We start from the raw sequence: 14,771 nt of genomic DNA, 5'->3' as shown, positions 1-14,771 counted from the left end.
GAAAATTAGTCAAACTTTGCAATAAAGCCTTCATGAAAATGCCTTAATTTTCTTTCCCTAACCTATACTTTTTTATAGTTATGCCCTAGTTGCTTCAATACTATAAATTCTCATACTTGTTTATGATATTCATCGCTGTTGTAAGCTAGGCTATTGACTGTGTTAATTTTTACTCAGTAGAACCGAGTTCTAAGTCAGCGTTTCGCTTCCCCTTCTTTAATCTCCTTTTTATCGGAGAGCGTATCTCCTGACTGCGTACGTATAGAAATATAAGGACCCTAAGATGAGTTCAGAAAAGCTCTATATAGAGAAAGAACTAAGTTGGCTATCTTTTAACGAACGAGTCTTACAAGAAGCGGCGGATAAGTCTGTCCCATTGATTGAGCGTATACGCTTTTTAGGTATTTTTTCTAATAACCTTGATGAGTTTTACAAAGTCCGCTTTGCTGGCGTAAAACGTCGTATTCTTATCAACCAAGAACGTGGCGGTAACGACAACTCCAAGCACCTACTGACCAAAATGCAGTCAAAAGCGTTGAAGCTCAACGAGCGCTTTGATGAACTCTACCAAGAACTGATCCGTGAAATGGCACGCCGACGTATCTTTCTCGTCAATGAACACCAGTTGAGTGAAAGGCAACAAGGTTGGATTCAGAAATACTTTCGCCGCCAAGTATTACCTCATATGTCGCCAGTTTTACTTACCGACGAAATCAATCTATTGCAGTTTCTAAAAGACGAATACGCTTATATTGCGGTTGAATTAAAACGTGATGAACACACTCAATATGTATTATTAGAGATCCCAACCGATCACCTGCCTCGTTTTGTGATGGTGCCAGAGCAAAAAGGCAAACGACGAAAAACAATTATTTTACTCGACAACATTATTCGTTACTGTCTCGACGATCTATTCCGAGGTTTTTTTGAATACGACGAAATCAACGGCTTTGCGATGAAGATGACCCGTGATGCTGAATACGACTTGAGTCGAGAAGTAGAATATAGCCTGCTAGAGCAAATGTCTGAAGGGGTTAGCCAACGTCTTACCGCCATGCCCGTGCGCTTTGTTTATGAGCGCGATATGCCAGAAGATATGCTCAGTTTTCTCTGCAAGAAGCTCGGAATTTCGAGCTATGACAGCCTTATCCCCGGCTCTCGTTACCATAACTTTAAAGACTTTATTGCTTTTCCCAATGTGGGTCGCGACTATTTAGAAAATAAGCCGCTGCCACCCATGCGTTGTGCCGACTTCGATGGCTACAAAAACAGCTTTGATGCGATCAAAAACCAAGACATATTGCTCTACTACCCCTATCACACCTTTGAGCACATCACAGAACTGGTGCGCCAAGCTTCCTTTGATCCCAAAGTCTTAAGTATCAAAATCAATATTTACCGTGTCGCTAAAGATTCTCGCTTAATGAACTCATTAATAGACGCGGTGCACAATGGCAAAAAAGTCACCGTGGTCGTTGAGCTGCAAGCGCGTTTTGACGAGCAAGCCAATATTGAGTGGGCAAAAGTGCTTACTGAAGCGGGTGTCCAAGTGATCTTTGGTACTCCTGGGTTAAAGATCCATTCGAAATTACTGCTGATTAACCGTCGAGAAGGCGATGAGATTGTTCGTTACGCCCATATCGGCACCGGTAATTTTCATGAGAAAAACGCGCGTATCTACACCGATTTCTCGCTCTTAACCGCCGACCCTGAAATCGCCAACGAAGTACGTAATGTATTTGGCTATATTGAAAACCCATATCGTCCAGTTAAGTTTAACCAACTGATTGTTTCACCACGCAATTCACGCAGCCAACTCTATCGATTGATCGACACAGAAATTGCCAATGCCAAACTGGGTAAAAAGGCGACGATCACCCTTAAAGTGAACAATCTCGTCGACAAGGGACTGATCAATAAACTTTACGGCGCCAGCACGTTTGGGGTCAAAATTCGCATAGTCGTTCGCGGCATGTGTGCACTTGTGCCCGGAGTGGAAGGCGTCAGTGAAAACATCAAGATAATCAGTATTGTCGATCGATTTTTAGAGCACCCACGAGTACTCATTACCCATAACGACGGCGATCCACAGGTCTATATCTCTTCAGCCGATTGGATGACACGTAATATCGATCACCGTGTCGAGGTGGGCACACCAGTTCGTGACCCTCGTCTGAAACAGCGCATTATCGATATCGTCAACATTCATTTTATCGATACAGTTAAAGCTCGTTGGATAGACAAAGAGATGAGCAATCGCTACGTTGCTCGCGGTAATCGTAAAAAAGTACGTTCACAATTAGCGATTTACGACTATCTTAAAAATGTAGAGAAGCAAGCAAAGAAGAAGAATGAATCAATCCCCTGATATCAGAGATGTTGCCGCTATCGATTTAGGGTCGAATAGCTTCCATATGGTGGTAGCTAAAGTCGTCAGGCAAGACTTACAGCTCGTTAGCCGCCATAAACAGCGCGTGCGCCTAGCCGAAGGACTCGATAGACAAAATAACCTTGATAATGCCGCCATTGAACGCGGATTAGAATGCTTAGCCATGTTCGCAGAAAGACTGCAAGGCTTCTCGGTACACAACGTACGAATCGCTGGCACTCACACCTTAAGGCAAGCCAATAACGCGCATATCTTTATCCAACGAGCACGAGAAGCATTGCCTTTCCCTATCGAAATTATTTCCGGTGAAGAAGAAGCGCGCCTGATTTATCAAGGAGTCTCCCATACTCAGCCTCAATCAGATTCAAAACTCATCGTCGATATTGGTGGTGGTAGTACTGAAATAATTTGTGGGACAGGCTTTGAGCCGGAGCTACTTAATAGCAAACAAATGGGATGTGTCAGCTTTACCGACCGATACTTTGCCAATGGTAAGCTGTCCAACAAAAATTTCACCAATGCGATTCTTGCAGCGGAACAAAAACTCGAGTCGCTTGCTCAACGCTATCGTAAAAAAGGCTGGTCTATCGCTTTCGGTTCATCAGGCACAACCAAAGCCATTCGAGAGGTGTTGATCGGCTTAGGCCATGAGGATGGTATCATTACCGCAAAGCGTCTCAATGCATTGATAACCAAACTGTGCGAATGGAAACAGATTGAGGATATCGAGCTTGAAGGCTTAACACCTGAACGAAAACCCGTCTTTGCTGCCGGTGTTGCTATTATGTACGCTATCTTTCTTGATCTTAAAATCAGTGAAATGCATTTTTCTGAAGGCGCATTACGTGAAGGCTTGTTGTACGAAATGGAAGAGCGCTTTAAACGCTCTGATATTCGCATGCGCACTACTGAGAATCTTGCGCAAAAACATCTCGTCGATCTCGAACATGCTGCGCGAATCAAAGGGCAAGCTGGCGAATTTCTGACCCAAATACACAAAGACATCGGTATCAAATCTAAGTCTGAGCTCTTCGACTTATTGGATTGGAGTGCACTGTTGCACGAAGTAGGATTAAGTATCAGCTTAAAAGGCTTCCATCGGCATTCTGCTTATATTCTTCGCCATACCACCATGCCGGGCTTTAACGTTGAACAGCAACGTGTACTGGCAACTTTGGCTCGCTTTCAAAGGAAGTCTTTCAAGCTCAATGAAATGGAAGAGTTCGCCCTGTATAAGAAAAAACATGTGGTGAATCTAGTTCGAATCCTTCGTCTCGCGATTGTGCTTAACGGACAAAGAAGCGATGACCCATTACCTGACATTTCACTCGCCGTGGATTCAAACGATAAGTGGTCACTCACTTGCACAGAATTAAATTGGCTTGAGAGCAACAAATTACTCCATGCCGATCTGATGAGTGAGCAAGCTTATTGGCAAGATGCAGAGTGGTGTTTGGCGTTTAGTTAACAGCCGCTAGATTCAAAAACAATAAAGGCGCTCGACGCGCCCTTATTGCTTAACGACAGTTAATTAGCCCCTATTCCAACCTTGGCAAGTTCTTGCTCCGCAATGTGGGGAGAAATGGCCACATAACCATCTTTTTCTACCAAGTCTTGTCCCTGCTTAGAATAGATAAAACGAATAAACTCGCGCTCTAATGGAGAGAGCGACTTACTCGGATGCTTGTTTATATAAACATACAAGTAACGTGATAGTGGGTACTCACCAGAAAGAATATTATCTCTCGTTGGTTCGACATAGTTTTTGCCCTCACGGGCAATTGGAATGCGTTTTACACCAGAGACTTGATAACCAACGCCGGAATAACCAATCGTGTTAATTGATGACGCAACTGACTGCACCACTGAAGCTGAGCCTGGCTGCTCATTGACGGTATTGCGAAAATCTCCACCACACAGAGCATTTTTCTTAAAGTAGCCATAAGTACCCGATACCGAGTTGCGGCCAAATTTTTGAATTGTTCGCTTTGCCCAAGAGTAGTTCATACCGAGATCTGCCCAAGTGTGCACTGGCTTAGTCGCACCGCAGCGTAAAGTAGCAGAAAAAATACTGTCCAACTGCGAGAAATTCATACCTTTGATTGGATTGTCTTGGTGAACAAAGATACCAATCGCATCAATCGCCACTCGCAGTGCTGTTGGCTTATAACCATGAGCACGTTCAAACGCTTCAATTTCACTATTTCGCATTGGCCGGCTCATGGGGCCAAACTGAGCGGTTTGCTCGGTAAGCGCTGGCGGCGCCGTCGAAGAACCCGAAGCCTGTACCTGACCATTCACGCCAGGATAGAGTTGTTTAAACTCTTCCACCCACAAAGTAGTCATCCCAGCCAGCGTATCCGAACCCACACTGGTTAGCTCACCACTAATGCCCGGCACTTTGTTATAGACGCGGAACTGGTCTTGAGCAGTATCGGATGCATGCACTGATGCATGAACGGGTACAGTAAGTAAGCCAGTCATCATTGACACTAAAGTAAGCGCTATCCTTGCTTTCATTTACTTCACCACCAAGCGTTCAGGCAGAATGAAAGAGAACTTACTGCCAACCCCGACTTTACTTTCTATATCAAGATGAGAGTCGTGGTGAGTCAGGGCGTGCTTCACAATTGCCAAACCTAAACCACTGCCACCGGTATCGCGCGAGCGGGCTTTATCAACTCGGTAAAAACGCTCAGTGAGACGGTGTAAATGTTGCGGCTCAATACCCTCACCGCTATCTTCCACGGCTAAACAAGCTCCTTGCGGCGTGAGATACCAGCGTACATTCACTTCGGCGCCCGCGGGTGTGTATTTCACTGCGTTATAAACGAGATTGGAAATTGCGCTGCGTAGCTGATCATCATCACCTAGAACCAACAATGACTCATCCACTTCAAATTTAAGTTTGTGGTTTTGATCACCACTTAAACTGGAGGCTTCTTTCTCGAGCACTTCTAGCATAGCTGGTACATTAACAACTTCTTCCAACTCATGCATCGGTGCCGCTTCGATCTTTGAGAGCGTCAATAGCTGATTAACTAAGCTATTCATACGGTTAAGCTGCTCTGTCATCACGCCATGTGCACGAGACCACATTGGTCCCACCAACATATCGGGATCTTCGGTCATCTCAAGATAACCCTGCAACACAGTCATTGGCGTTCGAAGTTCATGAGAAACGTTAGCAAAGAAGTTACGACGCATCCCTTCAAGCTGTTTTAGCTGGGTCACATCACGTACCACCATTAGGTGTTCACCTTCCGTGTACGGCACGATACGCAATTCCAGCATACGCTCAACATTGAGTGGTGAACGCATCTCAAGTGGCTCGGAGTAATCTTGTTTATTGAGGTATTTGATAAAATCAGGCGTACGAATCAAGTTCGAAATCGGCTGACCAGAGTCATCCGGCCAACGAAAACCGAGTAAGTGCTGAGCAAGCTTGTTGCACCAAACAATATTACCTTCACTACGGAACACCACCACCGCATCGGGTAGTGATTCTGCACCATTACGAAAACGACGAATCAGGTTGGTCAGTTCTTTGCGCTTACGACGCTGACGTTGTTGAAGACGGTAGATCCCGTTAAACAACTCTTCCCAGTTTCCGGTACCCGATGGTGGCGTTAGACGTTTCTCATCCCACAACCACGCCGACAGACGCATTTGGTTATGTAGATGCCATACAAGCTGCAAAACCGTGGCAGCTAAAAGCAACCACGGCATATATCCGAAAATCAAACCAACGATCACCCAAGGGGTGTAAAAAAAAGCCAGCTCCCAGACCAGCCTTTTCCAAGTTAACCTTTCAACCACTTACTTCTCCATACGGTCCTAAGCTTTGGTTGAGAAACGATAGCCAGCACCACGAACAGTTTGGATCAGTTTATCATGACCTTCTGCCTCAAGTGCTTTACGCAGACGACGAATATGAACATCAACTGTGCGATCTTCAACGTAAACATTGGTGCCCCAAACATTGTTCAGTAGTTGTTCACGGCTGTATACGCGCTCTTGGTGCGTCATAAAGAAGTGCAACATCTTAAACTCTGTTGGTCCCATATCCAGCGGTTGATCGTTCGCTGTCACGCGATGAGATACTGGATCGAGCTTTAAGCCTTGCACATCAATCACATCTTCTAGCGCTGTTGGTGTTACACGGCGAATCACTGCTTTCAATCGAGCGACGAGTTCTTTTGGTGAGAATGGCTTAGTAATGTAATCATCCGCGCCCACTTCAAGACCACGCACTTTATCTTCTTCTTCACCACGAGCCGTCAACATAACCACAGGAATATTGCGCGTGAGTTCTTCACGTTTCATGTGCTTAATGAAGTTGATCCCACTACCTCCTGGTAGCATCCAATCCAGTAATACTAGATCTGGGAAGGGTTCTGCTAGTTTAGTTACCGCCGTGTCGTAGTCTTCTGCTTCTACTGCTTGGTAACCTTTCTGTTCAAGAACAAAGCACAGCATTTCGCGAATTGGTGCTTCATCTTCAACAACTAGAATCCTTCTAGACATAATAAATAAACCTTTTTCGTTAAGCTTGAGTGAAGAGAGGATCTCACCTCTCGATGCATAGGCATTATTACTAGCAATTATGACACTTTTGTGACCTTTGCAAACAAATTTTCATACAAGATTCTCTGTTGAATGCTTGTAATTCAATCAATAAGAGCTAGTGATTTATCAAATGTTCACGACGTCATTCATATTTTTCACATCCTGACAGACAAGCGAAGAAAATTTGCCTAAGATGGGCGTCTTCAATGTTCAATTAGAGAAAAAGTATGTGGTTTAAAAACTGTCTGGTATATCGCGTTAACCGTGAAATCGACTTCAAAGCAGACCAGCTAGAACAGCAACTGGCTGAGTTTCGTTTTACCCCTTGCGGCAGCCAAGATAAGCAAAAATTTGGTTGGGTTTCAGCAATGGGTCGCCATGGCGATATGATGACTCACGTATCAGAAAACCACATCCTAATCTGTGCTAAAAAAGAAGAGAAAATGCTGCCAGCTTCAGTGATTAAAGAGTCATTGAATGCCAAGGTAGAAGCGATGGAAGCACAAGAAGGTCGCCCTCTGAAGAAAAAAGAGAAAGACAACCTGAAAGACGATATCGTGATGGATCTGCTGCCACGCGCATTTAGCCGCAGCAATCACACTTATGTGCTGATCATGCCAAAGCTCGGTTTTATCCTTGTTGATGCTAGCAGCTACAAAAAAGCGGAAGATGTGCTTGCTCTGCTACGTAAAACTATGGGCAGCCTGCCGGTTGTTCCTGCGATCCCAGAAAATGCCGTAGAGCTAACACTGACTGAGTGGGTGAAAACTGGCAATACCCCAGCCGGCATCACGATGCTTGATGAAGCGGAACTGAAGTCAGTACTTGAAGAAGGCGGCGTGATCCGTTGTAAGAAGCAAGAGTTAACTGCTGATGAAATTCGTAGCCATATTGAAGCGGACAAGATGGTGACGAAGCTGGCGCTTAACTGGCAAGATCGCATTGAGTTCATTTTGGCCGAAGACAGCAGCATTAAACGCTTGAAGTTCTCTGATGAGCTAAAAGATCAAAATGATGACATTCCTCGTGAAGACCAAGCTGCACGATTTGATGCTGATTTCTCACTAATGTGTGGCGAAATGGGTGCCTTCTTACCGAATTTGTATGAAGCACTGGGTGGTCTACCAAACCCAAATGCGTAAGCAATCGTACTAATTACTTGCTCAAAAGCCTTCTTCGGAAGGCTTTTTTGATCTTACGGCTCGCTCGCTTCAGAGTTTTTCCTAGTCACATATCACATTTTGACGTAAAATTTGCGCCCCAATTCCATCAGGTGGAATTGCCCTGACTTGAGATCAGATTAAATAGAGAATTGAGCAATGACGACAGATAAAGTATTCGTACCTGAGCTACTATCACCAGCCGGTAGCCTTAAAAACATGCGTTACGCATTCGCATACGGCGCAGATGCAGTATACGCAGGTCAACCTCGCTACAGCTTACGTGTACGTAACAATGAGTTTAACCACGAGAACCTTCAAATTGGTATCAATGAAGCGCATGCCCTAGGCAAAAAGCTTTACGTGGTATGTAACATCCAGCCGCACAACTCTAAGCTAAAAACCTTCATTCGTGACCTTAAACCGGTTGTAGAAATGGGCCCAGACGCACTGATCATGTCTGACCCAGGTCTAATCATGATGGTTCGCGAAGCGTTCCCAGAAATGCCTATTCACCTGTCTGTTCAAGCGAACGCGGTAAACTGGGCAACAGTAAAATTCTGGTCGACTCAAGGTGTTGAGCGCGTAATCGTGTCGCGTGAGCTTTCTCTAGAAGAAATCGAAGAAATTCGCGAGCAGTGCCCTGAAACTGAAATCGAAGTATTCGTTCACGGCGCTCTTTGCATGGCTTACTCTGGCCGCTGTCTACTGTCTGGTTACATCAACAAACGTGACCCAAACCAAGGTACTTGCACTAACGCATGTCGTTGGGAATACAAAGTAGAAGAAGCGAAAGAAGACGAGACCGGTCAAATTGTTTCTGCGGCAGAGCCGGTTGCATTTGATCCAAACGAAGCACAAGCTATCGAAGTAGCAGACGAGCGTCCTGAAACGACTATCGGTCGCGGCAAACCAATTGACGATGTTGTATTGCTATCTGAAAGCCACCGCCCTGAAGAAAAAATGGCGGCGTTTGAAGACGAGCACGGCACTTACATCATGAACTCAAAAGACTTACGTGCTATCCAACACGTTGAGCGTTTGACTAAGATGGGTGTGCACTCACTGAAAATCGAAGGTCGTACTAAGTCGTTCTACTACTGCGCTCGTACTGCGCAAGTTTACCGTAAAGCGATTGATGACGCAGTTGCGGGCCGTCCATTTGATGAATCTCTAATGGGTACTCTAGAAAGCCTAGCGCACCGTGGTTACACCGAAGGCTTCCTACGTCGTCATACTCACGATGCATACCAAAACTACGACTACGGCTACTCAGTCTCTGACGCACAGCAATTTGTGGGTGAGTTTACTGGTAAACGCCGTGGCGACTTGGTTGAAGTTGAAGTGAAGAACAAGTTTGTGGTTGGTGACAACCTAGAGCTAATGACGCCAAAAGGTAACATTAACTTCACGCTAGAAGCGATGGAAAACCGTAAATCTGAAGTGATTGATGATGCAAAAGGCAACGGTCACTTTGTATTTATTCCTGTTCCACAAGATTTGGATCTTGAGTACGCACTACTGATGCGTAACCTGAACGATGGTCAGGATACTCGTAACCCAACGGGTAAGTAATCATGGCACTACTAATTACAGATAAGTGCATCAACTGCGATATGTGTGACCCTGAGTGCCCAAATGGCGCTATCTCAATGGGTGACAGCATTTTCGAAATCGATCCTAATCTGTGTACAGAGTGTAAAGGTCACTATGAAAAGCCGACGTGCCAATCTGTGTGCCCAATCACCAAGTGTATTATCACTGATCCGGACCATGTTGAAACGGACGAAGAACTGCTTGAAAAGTTCGTTATCATTCAAGGTTTAGCGTAAGACTAAAAGGCTCATCCAGTGATGAGCCTTTTTTGTATCATCGACCTCAGCCAGATTTGATGATCGGAAAGATGTTACAGTACAACTCTTTCTCATATTGATACTCCAAATGTTCTCGCCAATTAACTGCTTTACCTATCGGTACTAGGAAGAAAGTTTCACGCGAAGTATCGGTTACAAATGCTAAACCATGTGGCATCAACTCAAAATGTACATCATGAACGAAACCTGGGTCTAATCTCTGCCTTCCAGTAAGATGATTTACCTCGTCACGGGAAATCGTTACTGACTCAGTAGCACTGCCAAATCTCAGCTTGAGCCACTCGGCAAAATCTTTTGCGCATACCATAGTCATGGGAGTGTCCTTGCTTATATTCTCATAGGAAGTAAGCCGAGCATCCTATTTATAATCTAAACGTCGAGTTAACCAACTTCGTTCATGTCATTGTTATTATTTACGACTTCAAGCAGGATGTGTATCAGCAGCACTGTCGGAACATTCAGTTAACGCATCTAGATACATATCAATCCTTAGACCTTTTAAATCTAGGTGAGTATGAGATGATTCTCCAGCCGATATAGGTCAAATATCATCATCAAAGTATCATTTCTCTTAGCTAAACAGGATATTTATCTAGTTTGATCAATAAGCTGTGCACATTGTAACGGTAGTATTTTTTTTGGTTTTGGCTTTGCTTTGGCAACCACTACCGGCTCTTTTTTCTCAACTTTAGTGCTATCTTTTGAGCCGCGATAAGTTTTGACGCTGTGTTTTGGCTTCGGTTTCCAACTGGCGACTTCTGCACCACAGCCATCCCCTTTAGGTGGCGGTTTTTGATCAACACAACTCGCGTCATCTTTCGGGCATTTCAAGCGAACGTGCATATGATAGTTGTGTCCCCACCAAGGTCTTACTTTACGCAACCATGTGCGATTTGCCCCTTCTAAGCTGCACAATTTCTCTTTAATCACCGGATGGACAAAGATCCTTGCCACCTCTTCATCTTGAGCGGCCATCTTAACTAAACGAAAATGGCGATTCTCCCAGTTAGTCGAGCTGATCTTGTACGCGGACATATCTACTAAGGTTTTTGGCTTTGGCAGTTTTAGCTGATTCGCCGAGAGTTTGGTATCAGCAAGACGAAACCAAATGTCGATATCCAAACCAGTTTGATGGCTAGTGTGCCCGGATGAGAAGCGCCCACCTTGTGGTAGCGACATATCACCGATCAACAGGTGGGTACGCAGATCTTTACGTGCTTGAGTGGATAGACGCTCAATAAAGGCAATGGTACTAGGATGACCGTAGTAACGCTTATTTTGGCTGCGCAGTACTTGGTATCCATAGCCATTTAAAGGTAGTGCCTGAGCACCAAGCAGACAGCCATTGGCATAACTACCAATGGCTTCTGGAGTGAGTCGATTTGGTTTAGCAAACGACTCCCAAGGGGAAGCGGATAATGAAAACGACAAGAACCAAGCGAAAGTAACTATCCATGTCATTTTCATTGCTTCACCTCTTAATTTAATAATGTTCTGCGTTATCGTAGTAAGCGCTAGGATTAAGCGCTGTGAAGATAACCGCGACATTCACATCTTGTCCCATAATTCCACGGACTTGATCAGTAATGATTTTAGCCACTGTATCTTGCTTCTCTTGGCCGCGGTCAAACCAAAGTACTTCGACAAATGGGTAAGCAGGGTTCACTTCACCTTCATGGTAAAACGTAGTGTAGACATACTCAAAAGTGAAGTCTTCACGAGGAGAGCCCATGATTTCTTGTAGTTCATCAATTAGAGGTTTCGACAGCGTTTGTACCGTTTGCGGCTCAACTGCTCTAAAACGAAAATGTGGCATCTTTTGCTTCCTAATTATGGTTATGGTTTCACTATGATAATCGTTTACTGTGCAAACAGCATGCTCAACATTGAGCAAGGCTCGCAAAGCAAACAAAAAAAGCCGCTGGTGACAGCGGCTTTTAACTCTTTTAATGCGTTATGGCATCTCGTCGAACTCTGCACCCTCTTTTTCAACTTGAGGTGGCATTAAGTGTTCTTTGGTAATACCCAGCTTCCATGCTAGTGCCGAAGCCACATAGATAGAAGAGTATGTACCAACCGTGATACCGAGTAACAGCGCCGTTGCGAAACCGTGAATCATTGCACCACCTTGAGTAAACAACGCGATTACTACGAACAGCGTGGTACCTGAGGTGATTAATGTACGGCTTAAGGTTTGAGTGATCGCGCTATCAATAATTTCAGCTGGACCACCTTTACGCATACGACGGAAGTTCTCGCGGATACGGTCAAATACTACGATGGTATCGTTGAGTGAGTAACCCACTACCGTCAGCAAAGCAGCTACGATAGTTAGATCAACCTCAATCTTCATGATTGAGAACACACCCAACGTAATGATGATATCGTGTGCTAGAGCTAATACAGCACCCGCAGCAAGACGCCATTCAAAACGTACCGATACGTAGATTAAGATACAGATCAGCGATACCAAAATCGCTAGACCGCCCGCTTCAGTCAGTTCGTCACCTACGTTAGGACCCACGAACTCGATGCGGCGCATCTCAACTTCTTTGCCTGTGCCATCTTTGATTGCCGAAATGATTTGGTTGCCTAAAGTCTCACCTGAAACATCTTCACGTGGGCTTAAGCGCACCATGACATCACGTGCACTACCAAAGTTTTGTACAATCGCATCGCCAAAACCGTTCGCTTCAAGCGATGTACGGATTTCATCTAACTGAGCTGGCTGTTCAAAGCCAACTTCAATCAATGTACCGCCGGTAAAATCTAGGCCCCAATTCAACCAGTTAGTTGAAAGAGTGTAGATTGACGCACCGATCATCAACAAAGAGAACATAAAGGCGAACTTTGACCAACGTAAAAAGCCGATCGTTTTTTCTGCTTTTAGAATCTGAAACATATTAATTCCTAGCCTTAGATCGACAATTTATCAACGCGTTTGCCACCATACAGTAGGTTAACCACACAGCGGGTACCAATAATAGCGGTAAACATTGAGGTCAAAATACCAATTGATAATGTAACAGCGAAACCTTTAACCGCACCTGTACCTACCGCAAACAGAATAATCGCTGTCATTAGTGTCGTGATGTTGGCATCGGCAATGGTACTAAACGCGTTAGCATAACCTTGGTGGATTGCTTGTTGCGGCGAGCGACCTTCAAGCAACTCTTCACGTATCCGCTCAAAGATCAGTACGTTGGCATCGACCGCCATACCGACCGTTAGAACAATACCGGCAATGCCTGGTAGCGTCATTGTCGCCCCTGGAATCATCGACATAATACCGATGATCAGTACGAGGTTAGACATCAATGCCAAGTTAGCAATCAGACCAAACTTACGGTAGTAGACTACGGTAAACAGCATTACTGCCACCATACCCCAAATACACGCTTGGATACCCATATCAATGTTTTGTTGACCCATTGATGGACCAATCGTACGCTCTTCAACAATCGAGATTGGCGCAATTAGGGCACCAGCACGAAGTAGTAACGCTAAGTTGTGCGCTTCTGCTGCTGAATCAATACCAGTGATACGGAAGTTACGACCAAGTGCCGATTGAATCGTCGCTTGGTTAATCACTTCTTCGTGCTTAGACAGGATAACTTTGCCTTCAGCTGTCTTACGACCGCTGTCTTTGTATTCAGCAAATACCGTTGCCATCAGCTGACCGATATTCTTTTTCGAGAACGCCGACATCTTGTTACCACCTTCGCTATCTAGCGTGATGTTAACTTGTGGGCGACCGTACTCATCGACACTTGAGCTTGCATCTGTGATGCTCGCACCGCTTAGAATGACACGTTTTTTCAGAACAACGGGACGACCGTCAGTATCGAACTTGATTTCAGAGCCTGCTGGTGCACGACCATTAGCCGCCGCTGCAAGGTCCGCTTTTGAGTCCACTTCACGGAACTCTAGCGTTGCAGTCGCACCAAGGATCTCTTTTGCACGCGCAGTGTCTTGTACACCCGGTAGCTCAACCACAATACGGCTAGCACCTTGGCGTTGAACCAATGGTTCAGCAACACCGAGTTCGTTTACGCGGTTACGAAGAATGGTAATGTTCTGTTCAACGGCATAGTTACGAATTTCAGTTAGACGCTGCTCAGTGAACGAAGCGATCAAAGAGAAACGACCATTTGAGTCTGAATCCGTAAATACCATATCAGGATGGTTCTTCTCCAACAGGGCTTTCGCTTCTGCTAATTGCTCTTCATTACGAAGTAGCACTTCTACAGCGTCTTTACCTGATGGGCGAATTGCACGATAACGGATCTTATCTTCACGTAGTTCACTACGGAAAGCTTCTTCTTGCTGACCGACCAGTTTTTCCATTGCCGCGTCCATATCCACTTCCATTAAGAAGTGAACACCACCACGTAGGTCAAGACCTAGTTTCATTGGTGAAGCGCCAATTGCTTCGAGCCAAGTTGGTGTTGCCGGAGCAAGGTTAAGCGCCACAATAGTATCTTTATCGAGGGCTTCACTAATAATGTCGCGCGCACTGATTTGGGTATCGGTGTCGTTGAAACGAACAAGAATCGATCCATTCTCTAAAGCAATGGATTTAAATGAGAGGCTCTGTTTATCAAGAGCTTGAGTGACAGAATCCAGCGTAGCCATATCTACAGAGGCGCCACGCGCCCCTGTAACTTGAATTGCCGGATCTTCACCGTAGATATTAGGAAGTGCATACAATGCAGCGATAGCGATGGTAAACATCACCATCAAGTACTTCCATAACGGATAACGGTTTAGCACAGCGAG

The 14,771-nt window shown here is 45.0% G+C and carries 13 protein-coding genes; 5 read left to right on the top strand and 8 right to left on the bottom strand.

From position 1 onward, the window contains the following. Nucleotides 1–283 precede the first annotated feature (283 nt). Both ppk1 and ppx read left to right on the top strand, forming a co-directional pair. Entirely contained in the window at nucleotides 284–2,368 is a 2,085-nt protein-coding gene (gene ppk1 / locus IRQ95_RS07510; RefSeq protein ID WP_194436354.1) for a polyphosphate kinase 1, read from the top strand. Continuing rightward, entirely contained in the window at nucleotides 2,352–3,857 is a 1,506-nt protein-coding gene (gene ppx, locus IRQ95_RS07505) for an exopolyphosphatase (RefSeq protein WP_194436353.1), read from the top strand. Before ppk1 ends, ppx begins: the two co-directional genes overlap by 17 nt. A 59-nt stretch (nucleotides 3,858–3,916) precedes the next feature. Here ppx and IRQ95_RS07500 read toward each other — a convergent pair whose 3' ends face one another. From IRQ95_RS07500 to phoB, 3 genes are read right to left on the bottom strand one after another with little or no spacing between them, the layout of a single operon-like run. Continuing rightward, entirely contained in the window at nucleotides 3,917–4,909 is a 993-nt protein-coding gene (locus tag IRQ95_RS07500; protein ID WP_228481330.1) for a PstS family phosphate ABC transporter substrate-binding protein, read from the bottom strand. Beyond that, on the bottom strand, nucleotides 4,910–6,208 hold the full coding sequence (gene phoR / locus IRQ95_RS07495) for a phosphate regulon sensor histidine kinase PhoR (protein ID WP_194436352.1): 1,299 nt from the start codon (nucleotides 6,206–6,208) through the stop codon (nucleotides 4,910–4,912). It lies immediately after the preceding gene. 18 nt (nucleotides 6,209–6,226) lie between these two features. After that, nucleotides 6,227–6,916 carry a phosphate regulon transcriptional regulator PhoB gene (gene phoB / locus IRQ95_RS07490; protein WP_114766381.1) on the bottom strand — a complete coding sequence of 230 codons (690 nt, stop codon included), beginning with the start codon at nucleotides 6,914–6,916 and terminating at the stop codon, nucleotides 6,227–6,229. Between the two features lie 269 nt (nucleotides 6,917–7,185). Here phoB and rdgC point away from each other — a divergent pair, with 269 nt between their 5' ends. The 3 genes from rdgC (at nucleotide 7,186) to IRQ95_RS07475 (ending at nucleotide 9,950) form a co-directional block, all read left to right on the top strand. Beyond that, the gene (gene rdgC, locus IRQ95_RS07485) at nucleotides 7,186–8,100 is read left to right on the top strand and encodes a recombination-associated protein RdgC (protein ID WP_075650391.1); all 915 of its coding nucleotides are present in this window, start codon (nucleotides 7,186–7,188) and stop codon (nucleotides 8,098–8,100) included. Between the two features lie 177 nt (nucleotides 8,101–8,277). Beyond that, a complete protein-coding gene (gene trhP, locus IRQ95_RS07480) occupies nucleotides 8,278–9,693 on the top strand; it encodes a prephenate-dependent tRNA uridine(34) hydroxylase TrhP (protein WP_194436351.1) in 1,416 nt (471 codons plus the stop codon). 2 nt (nucleotides 9,694–9,695) lie between these two features. Next, nucleotides 9,696–9,950 carry a YfhL family 4Fe-4S dicluster ferredoxin gene (locus IRQ95_RS07475; RefSeq protein ID WP_075650395.1) on the top strand — a complete coding sequence of 85 codons (255 nt, stop codon included), beginning with the start codon at nucleotides 9,696–9,698 and terminating at the stop codon, nucleotides 9,948–9,950. A gap of 46 nt (nucleotides 9,951–9,996) precedes the next feature. Here IRQ95_RS07475 and IRQ95_RS07470 read toward each other — a convergent pair whose 3' ends face one another. From IRQ95_RS07470 to secD, 5 genes are all read right to left on the bottom strand, one after another. After that, nucleotides 9,997–10,305 carry a hypothetical protein gene (locus IRQ95_RS07470; RefSeq protein ID WP_194436350.1) on the bottom strand — a complete coding sequence of 103 codons (309 nt, stop codon included), beginning with the start codon at nucleotides 10,303–10,305 and terminating at the stop codon, nucleotides 9,997–9,999. Between the two features lie 275 nt (nucleotides 10,306–10,580). Beyond that, a complete protein-coding gene (mepA, locus tag IRQ95_RS07465; protein ID WP_194436349.1) occupies nucleotides 10,581–11,459 on the bottom strand; it encodes a penicillin-insensitive murein endopeptidase in 879 nt (292 codons plus the stop codon). Between the two features lie 16 nt (nucleotides 11,460–11,475). Further along, complete coding sequence (locus IRQ95_RS07460) at nucleotides 11,476–11,808, bottom strand: DUF1904 domain-containing protein (RefSeq protein WP_194436348.1); 333 nt, start codon at nucleotides 11,806–11,808, stop codon at nucleotides 11,476–11,478. Between the two features lie 138 nt (nucleotides 11,809–11,946). Further along, nucleotides 11,947–12,894 carry a protein translocase subunit SecF gene (gene secF / locus IRQ95_RS07455; RefSeq protein WP_075650403.1) on the bottom strand — a complete coding sequence of 316 codons (948 nt, stop codon included), beginning with the start codon at nucleotides 12,892–12,894 and terminating at the stop codon, nucleotides 11,947–11,949. 14 nt (nucleotides 12,895–12,908) lie between these two features. After that, nucleotides 12,909–14,765 (bottom strand): protein translocase subunit SecD, encoded by a 1,857-nt coding sequence (secD, locus tag IRQ95_RS07450; protein WP_194436347.1) that lies wholly within the window; start codon nucleotides 14,763–14,765, stop codon nucleotides 12,909–12,911. Nucleotides 14,766–14,771: the final 6 nt, after the last annotated feature.

Origin of the sequence: Vibrio fluminensis, assembly GCF_015278125.1 — a bacterium.
GTDB classification, from domain to species: Bacteria; Pseudomonadota; Gammaproteobacteria; order Enterobacterales; family Vibrionaceae; genus Vibrio; species Vibrio fluminensis.
The sequence above is the reverse complement of the archived record's forward strand: the minus strand, read 5'-3'. Positions and strand labels throughout refer to the sequence as shown.